The following is a 7945-nucleotide window of genomic DNA, read 5'->3' as shown; positions in this document are numbered from 1 at the left end:
CCGGCATCGGGCGGCGAGCTGTCGGGCGGAGCGGGTTCCGGAGCCTCCGGAGGCGGGGCACTGATCGGCACCGGTTTCGGGGCTGCCGGCGGTACGCGGTCCGGTGCAATTCTGGCCCGCATGAAGGTGCATCCGGACGCGAACTGCTTGAACGGCCGATGTAGCCGCTTTTCGTCCACCAGAAGCGGAAACAGGGTCTTGGCCTGATCCCGAAGCCTGTCCGAGTTGAGCCGGTCCTTGGTCACGCCCCTGCGGTTGACCAGCACATAATCGCACCGGTTCCGGATTTCACGGCAGCGCTGGCTGTAGTCGCATACGTTCAACGATCCGCGCAGCAACGCGATATTGGTGCCCTGCCGCGTGATGGTGACGTCAAAAGCGGTTCCACGGACGCCGATGGTGCCGTTCGGCGTCTTGATCTTGTAGGCGGAATGCTTGCTGTTGCCGCTGATAAAGCGAAATGCACCGCGTGTGGCGCTGATCGTGAGCCGCTTGACTGTCTTGTTCTTGTTGAAGACGAAATCGTCGATCTTCACATCGGCATTGGGGCCGACAACGATCTTGGTCCCGTCGATAAGCCGAATCTGGGCGTTACCGCTCGCGTTCGCCCGCAGCCGGTCGTTTTCATAAATCTCCGTATCGACAAGAACGAGCCGCGGCTTCGCCCCACCCGTCGCACGGACCGTTCTGGAGGCCTCTACGGTGGTGCCTACCTTGCCGGCTAACGCTGTCGTGCAAAAAGCGGAGAACAGGACGGCCGCCACCGCTAACGGGGCCAAATACATATACCCCTCCTTTGTTTGAACAATCCGCTTCTATAACATACCGTTAACCAAAAACCGAATCACATTCACGATGGCATTTTGGAATTCGCCTTATTTGTCAAGGATTTATTTGACAATGGCAAAAGTGGCATGGGTTGTATGCCGGACGCGCTCGGAATGCCACGGCAGCCGTGCGCCCCGCGTTGGACGGGAAGACGACGATGGGCCGAAGACTTGTGAGCTTTCTGCGCAACAGGCATCTGTTCGTAGCCTTTCTAACGCTGGTCCTTCTGGTCGGCGCGCGTGAGGTGCGCCTCTACGATCCGGTGTTCGTCGCCTCTCTGCGCGCCCTGACTTTCGACGTCTATCAACGCCTCAAGCCGCGTGTTCCGCTCGGCCAGCCGATCCGCATCATCGACATCGACGAGGAATCGATCGCCCAATACGGCCAATGGCCCTGGCCACGCACGCAACTGGCCCGCCTTGTCGACCGGATTGCCGCCCTCGGAGCAGCCTGTATAGCCTTCGACATGGTTTTCTCCGAGCCCGACCGGACCGGGCCGGCAGGTTTTTTGCGCGAACTGGAAGAACGCGGCTGGCCGGGCCGGGCCGAGATCGGCCCGTTGCTGTCCGGTATTCCCGACAATGATTTGGTGTTTGCGCAGTCGATCGCCCGTGTGCCGACGGTCCTGGGTTTCTTCAACGAAGCCCGGTCCCAGATGGGTCTGCCTGAACCCAAGGCCGGTTTTGTTGTTCTCGGCGACGACCCGGCTCCCCTGCTCAACCAGATCAGGGGCAGCGTCATGAGCCTGCCGCCCTACCGGCAGGCGTCGACCGGCAGCGGCACCATTTCTCTCGGACAGGGGGACGCGGACGGGGTTGTCAGGCGGGTTCCCATGTTCATTGCCGATGAGAACGGTCAGAAATTTCCGGCCATGGCGCTTGAAACCCTGCGTGTCGTCCAGGGCGAAGGCACCTACATCCTGAAGACCAGCCAGGCGAGCGGTGAAGTCAGCGCCGGGAACGAGGCCATGACCGAATTCAAGGTCGGCCAGTTCCAGGTGCCCGTGACCGCCAACGGCGAGCTGATGCTGTATTACTCCAAAAACGATCCGTCGCTGTATCTCTCGGCCAAGGACATCCTGTCCCTTTCAGACGAGGAACTCGCACCTTTGATCGAGGGCCATATCATCCTCTTCGGCGCGTCGGCTGCCGGGCTGAGGGACATTCGGCTGACCGCGCTCGGCGAAAGCGTTCCGGGCGTCTTCATGCACGAGCAGATCATCGACCAGATCCTCTCCGGCGCGTTCCTGAGCCGGCCGGACTGGGCAACGGGTGCCGAACTCGCCGCCCTTTTTGTCGTCACACTCGCTCTGGCTGTCATCCTGCCGCACTCCGGGGCCTATGTTTCGGCAGGCATCGGCGCGGTTCTGACCGCGACGGTCTCCGCCGGTAGCTGGTTCGCCTTTGCCCGCTATGGCCTGTTGCTTGACCCGGTCTTCCCGATGCTGGTGTCCGGGCTCATCTTCCTGATGACAACGATCTTCATCTTTGCAATCGCCGAGCGGGAAAGGCGGTTCGTCCGCAACGCCTTCCAGCGTTACCTTGCTCCGGATTTGCTCAAGAAGCTCGAGGAGCACCCCCAGTCGCTGCGGCTTGGGGGCGAAATAAGACACATGACCTTCATGTTCATGGATGTGCGCGGGTTCACGCCGATTTCGGAGAAACTGACACCGGAAGAGCTTGTCACCTTCCTCAACCGCCTGCTGTCGCCCCTGTCGGAGGCCATTCAGGAGCGGGAGGGCGCTATCGACAAATACATAGGCGACTCCATCATGGCCTTCTGGAACGCGCCGCTCGACGTGACGGACCATCCGCTCAAGGCAGCGCGTGCCGCGCTCGCCATGGTCGGGATTGTCAATGAGCTCAATGAAAGAGATGCCTTCGGTTTCAAGGCCGGGTCGAGCGGAATTGGCGACGTGGGCATCGGCATCGGCCTCAACAGCGGACCGGGGTGCGTCGGCAACATGGGATCGACATCCCGCTTCAACTATTCGGTCGTAGGCGACGCGGTCAATATCGCCGCGCGCATCGAATCCTCCTGCAAGGAAATCGGCTGGCCGGTCCTCCTGTCGGAAACAACAGCGGAAGCCTGCCGGGAATTTGCCATCCTGGAAGCCGGGTCGATCGCGCTCAAGGGCAAGAGCGAACCGGTCACCCTCTACGCCCTGGTGGGCGACGAAACGCTTGCCGGGTCGCCGGCCTGGCAAGATCTGGCAGCCCGGCATGCCGAGTTGATGGCAAGCCGCACAAGGGGCGCCGGCCCCGCCGAGATCGACAGGCTCACGAACGCCTGCCTTGCCACGGCGCCACCCGGCCTGGCTCCGTTCTATAGCAAGCTCATCTCACGCCGGGCTGCGGCGATCGTTGCTGAAGAACACCAATGACCCGCACCGGCGGGATCCGCTTGCTGTGTGACCTTCAGGCTTTCCCGACGGACTGGCGCTGCGTTCCAAGACCTTCGATCCCAAGCTCGATGACCTCGCCGCCCCTGAGATAGACCGGCGGTTTCTGGCCCATGCCGACACCCGGCGGCGTCCCGGTGGAGATGATGTCGCCCGGCTGCAGGCTCATGAACCGGCTGACGTAACTGACCAGATGCGCGACGCCGAAGACCATGGTTTCCGTCGAACCGTCCTGGTAGCGTTTGCCGTCGACTTCCAGCCACATCCTCAGGTTCTGGGGATCGGCAATCTCGTCGCGCGTCACCAGCCAGGGACCGGTCGGACCGAAAGTGTCGCAGCCCTTGCCCTTGTCCCAGGTGCCGCCGCGCTCGATCTGGAATTCACGTTCGGAGACATCGTTGATGACGCAATAGCCTGCCACATGATCAAGGGCATCAGCTTCCTCGATGTAAGCGCCGCCCTTGCCGATCACGACACCGAGTTCGACTTCCCAGTCGGTCTTCACCGAGCCACGCGGGATCTTCACCTCGTCATTGGGTCCGCAGATAGCGCTCGTCGCCTTTAAGAAGATCACCGGCTCCTTCGGCACCTCGGCGCCGGTTTCGGCGGCGTGGTCCGAATAATTGAGGCCGATGCAGATGAACTTGCCGACCCGGCCGACGCACGGGCCGATCCGGCCGTCTTCCATCAGGGGCAGGGAGACGGGATCGACTGCTGCAATTCTTGCCAGGCCGTCCGGCGTCAGCGTGTCACCCGCAATATCAGGAACGAGTGCGGAGAGGTCCCGCGGTTGGCCGTCCTTGTCCAGAATGGCGGGCTTTTCACGGCCTGCGGCTCCGATGCGGAGAAGTTTCATGTTTCTATCCTCAAGGCTTGATATCAGGCGGCTTCGGTCCGGCCGCCCCGAAAGATGTGGTGCGCGATCGACGAGGGTTTCATCTCGATGGAGAAGCCGGGCGCTTGCGGGGGCATGTAAGCCGCATCGCGGATGACGCAGGGGTCGACGAAATGCTCGTGGAGATGATCGACATATTCGATCACCCGTCCCTCCATCTTGCCGGACACCGCAACGAAGTCGATCATCGACAGGTGCTGGACATATTCGCAAAGGCCGACGCCGCCCGCATGGGGCCAGACGGGCAGGCCGTATTTCGCCGCCAGCAGCAGGACGCTGAGCACTTCGTTGAGGCCACCCATGCGGCAGGCGTCGATCTGCACGATGTCGATAGCACCGCCCGCGATCATCTGCTTGAAGACGATCCGGTTCTGGCACATCTCGCCGGTCGCCACCTTCACCGGCGCCACTGCCTGGCGAATGCGGCGGTGACCGGCGATATCGTCCGGACTGGTCGGTTCCTCGATGAAATAGGGTTTGGCGAAAGCCAGGCGGTTCACCCAGTCGACGGCCTGATCGACCTCCCACACCTGGTTCGCATCGATCATGAGGAACCGGTCCGGCCCAAGTTCCTCCCGGGCGATCCTGAGGCGGCGGATGTCGTCCTCCAGATCGCGTCCGACCTTCAGCTTCACGTGGGTGTAGCCGGCCGCTACGGCTTCCCGGCAGAGACGGCGCAGTTTGTCGTCAGGATATCCGAGCCATCCGGCAGAGGTTGTGTAACAGGGATACCCGCTCGTCTCGAGCCTGGCGATCCGCTCCGCCTTGCCCGGCTCCGCGGCCTTCAGAATGGTCAGCGCCTCTTCCGGTGTAATCGCGTCGGTAAGGTAACGGAAGTCGACGATGCCGACGATTTCCTCCGGGCTCATGTCGGCGACGAGCCGCCAGACCGGCTTGCCGGCCTTCCTGGCCAGAAGATCCCAGACCGCATTGACGACCGCACCGGTTGCAAGATGCATCGCGCCCTTGTCCGGCCCGATCCAGCGCAGCTGGCTGTCCGAGGTGACATGCCGCCAGAAGCGGCCCGGGTCCTCGGCGATCCAGGCAAGATCCAATCCGGTAACCAGATGGCGCATCGCTTCGATCGCGGCAACGCAGATGTCATTCCCCCGCCCGATGGTGAAGGTCAGGCCGTGGCCCTCAAGGCCCTCTTTATCCGTTTCAAGCACCACATAGGCAGCGGAATAGTCCGGATCGGGGTTCATGGCGTCCGAACCGTCGAGGTTTTCGGACGTCGGGAAGCGGAGGTCGTATGTCTTCAGACCGGTGATACTGGTCACGGGGTCATGTCCTCTGGCAAGTGTCAGATGGTCCAGCCGCCATCGATGGCGTAGGCCTGCCCGGTGGTGTAGGTGGCGTTGGCCAGGTGAACGGCAAGATCTGCGATTTCCTCCGGCGTGCCGATGCGGCCGATCGGCTGGCGAGCGATAAAGGCCGCACGGGCCGCCTCATAATCGCCCTGGGCACGCAACCGGTCCTGCAGCGACGGGCTTTCCACCGTGCCGGGGCAGATGGCATTGCAGCGGATGTTCTGCGCGACATAGTCGGCGGCTACCGCCTTGGTCAGTCCGATCACGGCCGCCTTGGTGGTGGTGTAGACAAAGCGGTTCGGCACGCCCTTCATGGAACTTGCCACGGACGCCATGTTGACGATTGCCCCGCCGCCGCGCTCCAGCATCGCCGGTAACACGGCGCGGATGGTCCGGATCATGGAGCGCACGTTGAGATCGACCGCGAAGTCGAAGTCCTCGTCCTTCATCTCCAGGATCGAGCCGGCGTGGACAAAGCCCGCGCCGTTGAAGAGAACATCCACCGGGCCGGTTTCGGCCACGACCGCTTGCACCTCCGCGTCCTTCAGGACATCGAGGTGGCGCGTTTCAATGCCGGACAATCCTTCAATTTCCGCCAGTGCCGTCTCGTTGATGTCGGTTGCCACCACCCTTGCGCCATGGGCGGCAAAGGCGAGCGCCGTCGCGCGGCCGATCCCCTGGCCGGCGGCGGTCACCAGAACGGTCTTGTCCTTTACCCAGTTTGTCATGCTGTCTCCGTCTGCCCGTCAGGCGGGCTTGTTCCTGCGTTCCACGATGTGAATGTGATCGGCGACGAGAACCACCTCGTCGTTCTGGTTCAAGACTTCCGTGCGTTCGACCACGCGGCCGGCGGCCGGGCGCTTCGGGTCGTCGTCCTTGGCCACGATGGTGACGCGCGAGCGGATAGTGTCGCCGATGAAGACCGGTTTCACAAAGCGCAGCCGGTCGTAGCCATAGGAAAAGGCGACCGGGTTGATGACGCTGGCCGTCAGGCCGACCCCGATGGCAAAGACCATGGTGCCATGGGCGATCCGCTGACCGAAGGGTTGGGTTTTCATGAACTCCGCGTCCATGTGATGCGGGAAGAAATCTCCGGTGTGACCGGCATGGACCACGAAGTCGGTTTCGGTGATCGTCCGGCCATAGGTGACGCGCTCATGACCGAGTTCATAGTCCTCGAAATAGATCGTCTGTTCCATGGGTTACGGCCTTTGTGCGAGCGGGGTTGCGGGGGACGAGGAGGATTCATAGGCCGCTTCCACCAGGGCCATTGTGTTCCAGGCGTCCTCGACCGAGCTCACCAGTTCGGCATCCTCGCCTGAGGCGAAGCGCTGGAGGTTCGCCATGCGGCCGACGAAGGCATCCGGGAACCAGGCGCCCTTCAGCGGCACCGAGATCCACTCGTCTCCCCCCTTCGGGCGAATTTCGAGGATGTCCGGCTCGCCGCGCGGATAGTCCAGATTGACGCCGAGCTGCAGGTACGCCGCGCCTTCCGTTCCGCACACGCGGAATTCGCAGGCCTGGTGACGGCGGCCGAACTTGTGATCGTGATTGATCGACAGCGCGCAGCGCACCCTGTCGCCATAGTCGAGAATGGCGCTGGTGCGTGTCTGCGCCATCTCGTGGGACGGATGGCCGAGCGATTTCGCGTGCACGCCCTTCGGGTCACCGAGGATCTGGCGGATCAGGTCGAGATAATGGATCGAGTGCATGGTGATTTCGATCCGGGGCAGGCCTTTCAGGAACGCCCAGAGTTCCCAGGGCGTTGCCAGGGCCAGCCAGGCGTCGAAGTCGACAACCTCGCCAAGCCAGCCCCTGGCGATGGCATCCTTCAAGGCCAGCATCATCGGCGCAAAGCGCAGCTGGAAGTTGACGGCGGCGATCAGATTACGGCCGCGGCAGATCTGCAGGATTTCGGTTGCCCCCGCAAGGTCGCTGCCCATGGGCTTCTGGATCAGCACCGCGGCGCCTTCCGGAAGCAGGCGCAGAACCTCGGCGTGCACTTTCGGTGGCGTGGCAAGGTCGAAGACGGCGTCCGGGACGGCAGCTGCCTCCTCAGGCGAAGTGAAAGCCTGCACGCCCCATTCGTCCGCCAGAGCCCGGGCCTTTCCGGAATCCGGGTCATAAAGACCGGCGATGGGGAAACCGCCCTTTTGATAAGCCGGGAAATGGGCATCGCCGACGATGGAACCGGCGCCGAAGGTAACGATCGGGCGCGGCTTGGCGGGCAGTGGCCAGTCCTGGGCAAGGCTGGCGGGATCGAAGAATTCAGTCATGATGGAAGACCTCTTCCATCATCGCCCACCACTCGCCGTCCTTGCGGGTTTCCAAGGGTTGCTGGCAGGGCATGCAGACGTCCCACCATTCCTGCGTCTTCGGATCGGCGGCCATATTCGCGGCATCGGCTTCAAAATCCGTGCCGTGATACTCCCAGTAACCGAAGAGCAGGTTCTCCGGTTCCTTCAGGAAGATCGAATAGTTGCGGATGTTGCACCTGGAGATCATGTCGAG

Annotated in this window: 8 protein-coding genes; 1 reads left to right on the top strand and 7 read right to left on the bottom strand. The window is 62.5% G+C overall.

The annotated features are described in order from the left end of the window. Nucleotides 1–785, bottom strand: a 785-nt coding sequence (locus ACQY7U_RS17235) for a FecR family protein (protein WP_428646905.1), incomplete at its 3' end; no start/stop codon positions are given. Between the two features lie 200 nt (nt 786–985). Between ACQY7U_RS17235 and ACQY7U_RS17230 the strand changes: the two genes are divergently transcribed. Further along, nucleotides 986–3211, top strand: a complete 2226-nt coding sequence (locus ACQY7U_RS17230) for a CHASE2 domain-containing protein (protein WP_428646902.1) — start codon at nt 986–988, stop codon at nt 3209–3211. A 34-nt stretch (nt 3212–3245) separates the two neighbouring features. Here the strand turns inward: ACQY7U_RS17230 and ACQY7U_RS17225 are convergent, their stop codons facing one another. From ACQY7U_RS17225 to ACQY7U_RS17200, 6 genes are all read right to left on the bottom strand, one after another. After that, on the bottom strand, nt 3246–4085 hold the full coding sequence (locus tag ACQY7U_RS17225; protein WP_428646899.1) for a fumarylacetoacetate hydrolase family protein: 840 nt from the start codon (nt 4083–4085) through the stop codon (nt 3246–3248). 23 nt (nt 4086–4108) lie between these two features. Further along, nucleotides 4109–5404, bottom strand: coding sequence for an L-fuconate dehydratase (locus ACQY7U_RS17220; protein ID WP_428646896.1), 1296 nt, complete (start codon nt 5402–5404; stop codon nt 4109–4111). Between the two features lie 23 nt (nt 5405–5427). Then, nucleotides 5428–6162 carry an SDR family oxidoreductase gene (locus ACQY7U_RS17215; protein ID WP_428646893.1) on the bottom strand — a complete coding sequence of 245 codons (735 nt, stop codon included), beginning with the start codon at nt 6160–6162 and terminating at the stop codon, nt 5428–5430. Nucleotides 6163–6180: 18 nt separating this feature from the next. Continuing rightward, nucleotides 6181–6633, bottom strand: coding sequence for a MaoC/PaaZ C-terminal domain-containing protein (locus ACQY7U_RS17210; RefSeq protein WP_428646890.1), 453 nt, complete (start codon nt 6631–6633; stop codon nt 6181–6183). A gap of 3 nt (nt 6634–6636) precedes the next feature. Further along, entirely contained in the window at nt 6637–7710 is a 1074-nt protein-coding gene (locus tag ACQY7U_RS17205; RefSeq protein WP_428646888.1) for a Gfo/Idh/MocA family protein, read from the bottom strand. Next, on the bottom strand, nt 7703–7945 hold a 243-nt coding region (locus ACQY7U_RS17200; RefSeq protein WP_428646885.1), incomplete at its 5' end, for an L-rhamnose mutarotase. The genes ACQY7U_RS17205 and ACQY7U_RS17200, both read right to left, overlap by 8 nt.

This window comes from Roseibium sp. (assembly GCF_050301095.1).
In the GTDB taxonomy this organism is placed as follows: domain Bacteria; phylum Pseudomonadota; class Alphaproteobacteria; order Rhizobiales; family Stappiaceae; genus Roseibium.
Note: the sequence above shows the minus strand (reverse complement) of the source record. Positions and strands in the feature narration are given on the sequence as shown.